Below are 2152 nucleotides of genomic sequence, written 5' to 3'. Positions count from 1 at the left end.
AGGCCCGCCGCGTGCGGCCGTCCGGCGTGGGAGGGTCGTCGCGCGCCTCGACGCGGGTGCCGCAGCGCAGGCACGGGCGTCCGGCCCGGCCGACTACCCAGTGCGTCTCGCCCCGGCGCGTCCGGCCCGTCGTGACCTGGTAGGCGCCGGGCGTCGAGACCGAGAAGCGCAGGGCGCGGGCGGCCACGTCGACGAGCTTCGCCAGGTCGACCTCGCCGATCGGGGAGGCCGGGTGCAGGCCACGCAGGTAGCCCACCTCGTTGACCCAGAGGTTGCCGAGGCCGGCCATCGGACCTTGGTCGAGCAGGGCGGCACGGACCGTGACGTCGGGGAGTGCGGCCAGGCGACGTCGCGCCTCCTCGGGGTCCCAGTCGGGGCGCAGCGGGTCGGGGCCCAGGTGGCCGACCAGCGCGTGCTCGTCCCGGGTCGGCACCAGGTCGACGACCGGCAGGTCGACGCCCCAGAGGGTGTGGCCGTCGTCGAGCCGGGCACGCACCCGCACCTGCCGCTGCAGCCGGGACGGCAGGACGCGGCCGGGGCGCGTGAGCGTCCACGACCCCTGCATGCGCAGGTGCGTGTGCAGGGTGGTGGCGTCGTCGAAGCGGGTCAGCAGGTGCTTGCCGTGGGTGTCGACCTCGACGACGCGCCGACCGGCGAGCGACTCGCCCGCCCGGCCGCCCGACCGCAGCTCGCCGTCGACGACGACACGCCCGACGAGCGAGGGACGGAGGCGCGCGGCCAGCAGGTGGACGCTGTCACCCTCCGGCATGCCGCGATGCTACCCGGCGTGCCCCGGGCCGGTCACGCGGGAGTCGCACCGCCGACGCGTCGTCGAACCACCGTGTCCCGTGGTTCGACGACCCGACGGTGGTGCGACCCCGACACGGGGACACGCTGGCATCACCACGATCGGTCGTCTGCCTTAGCCTCGGCCCATGAGCTCACCCACCTCGTCCGGGCCGTCGACAGGAACGTCGTGCCCCGTCGCGGTGCTCCTCCCGGGTACCGGGTACGGGGTCAAGGCGCCGCTGCTCTACTGGCCTGCGTTGATGCTGCGGCAGCTCGGTTGGCGAGTCGAGGCCGTCGAGTGGGATGCCCGAGATCTGACGGCCGACGACTCGCGGCCCGTCGTCGAGGAGCGGCTGCAGGATGCCGCGGAGGCCGTCGACGGTCGCGTCGACCTCGTCCTCGCGAAGTCGTTCGGCACCCTCGCGTTGCCGTGGGCCGTCGGACACGGTGTCGCAGGGGTGTGGTTGACGCCGGTGCTCACCGAGCCCGTGGTCCTCGATGCGTTGACCCGCGCCTCCTCGTCACACCTCGCCGTGGGCGGAGGGGCCGACTCGATGTGGCAGCCGGCGCGGGGGCTCGAGACCCGTGCGGGCCTCGTCACGGTCGACGGCGCCGACCACGGCCTGCTCGTCGACGATTGGGCGACTTCGTTCGACTCGCACCGCGCCGTCCTCATGGCGATCGAGACCCACATCAAGGGGCTGGGCTGACGGTCTCACCCTGAGCGAGTCGGGCGATGATCGCACCGTGGGGCCTCGGCCCGGACGGCGGTCCCGTGCGGGTGTGGGTCTCGAGCACGTCGAACCCGGTGGCGCGCAGTTCGTCCGCGAGGAGGTCGGGTGCCCAGCGCCACGCGGTCGTGATCGCGTGGTCGAACGGTTCGACGGTCGACCCGGTCGACCCGGTGAAGAACCCGACGAGCAGCCCGCCGCCCGGCCGGAGCACGCGGGCGAACTCGCGGAGGGGGCGCCGGATGCTGCCCGGGTCGTGGTGGATCAGCGAGTACCAGGCGAGGACTCCTGCGAACTCGCCCGGCTCGTACGGCAGGGCGTCGACGTCGCCCAGGCCGAACGAGACGTCCGGGTGGGTGCGGCGCGCGTGCTCGACGAAGGCCGGGACCCGGTCGAGACCACGCACGCGGACGCCCCGCGCGGCGAGGTGCCCAGACCAGTGGCCCGGCCCGCAGCCCGCGTCGAGCACGGGGCCCTCTACCGTCGTCGCCCAGGACGTCACCAGGTGTTCGTCGGCGGGGTGCACCGACGTCATCGAGCCGAGGTGGTCGACGTACTCGCGGGCGCGCGCGGCGTAGCGCTCCCCGACGTCGGATGTCATGCCCCGCAGCCTAGGAGTCGTGGCTCGGGGC

3 protein-coding genes are annotated in these 2152 nt (G+C 74.2%); 1 reads left to right on the top strand and 2 read right to left on the bottom strand.

What is annotated here, in order from left to right; genetic code table 11:
- The coding region (locus IFT36_RS15850) for a DNA-formamidopyrimidine glycosylase family protein (protein WP_200413642.1) at nucleotides 1-769 on the bottom strand (769 nt) is incomplete at its 3' end.
- A 166-nt stretch (nucleotides 770-935) separates the two neighbouring features.
- Between IFT36_RS15850 and IFT36_RS15845 the strand changes: the two genes are divergently transcribed.
- The gene (locus IFT36_RS15845) at nucleotides 936-1499 is read left to right on the top strand and encodes a hypothetical protein (RefSeq protein ID WP_200413641.1); all 564 of its coding nucleotides are present in this window, start codon (nucleotides 936-938) and stop codon (nucleotides 1497-1499) included.
- Here IFT36_RS15845 and IFT36_RS15840 read toward each other — a convergent pair.
- Nucleotides 1483-2121 (bottom strand): class I SAM-dependent methyltransferase, encoded by a 639-nt coding sequence (locus tag IFT36_RS15840; RefSeq protein ID WP_200413640.1) that lies wholly within the window; start codon nucleotides 2119-2121, stop codon nucleotides 1483-1485. The genes IFT36_RS15845 and IFT36_RS15840 overlap by 17 nt on opposite strands.
- Nucleotides 2122-2152 lie beyond the last annotated feature (31 nt).

Source organism: Frigoribacterium sp. CFBP 13605 (assembly GCF_014839405.1).
Classification (GTDB): Bacteria; Actinomycetota; Actinomycetes; order Actinomycetales; family Microbacteriaceae; genus Frigoribacterium.
The sequence above is the reverse complement of the archived record's forward strand: the minus strand, read 5'-3'. Positions and strand labels throughout refer to the sequence as shown.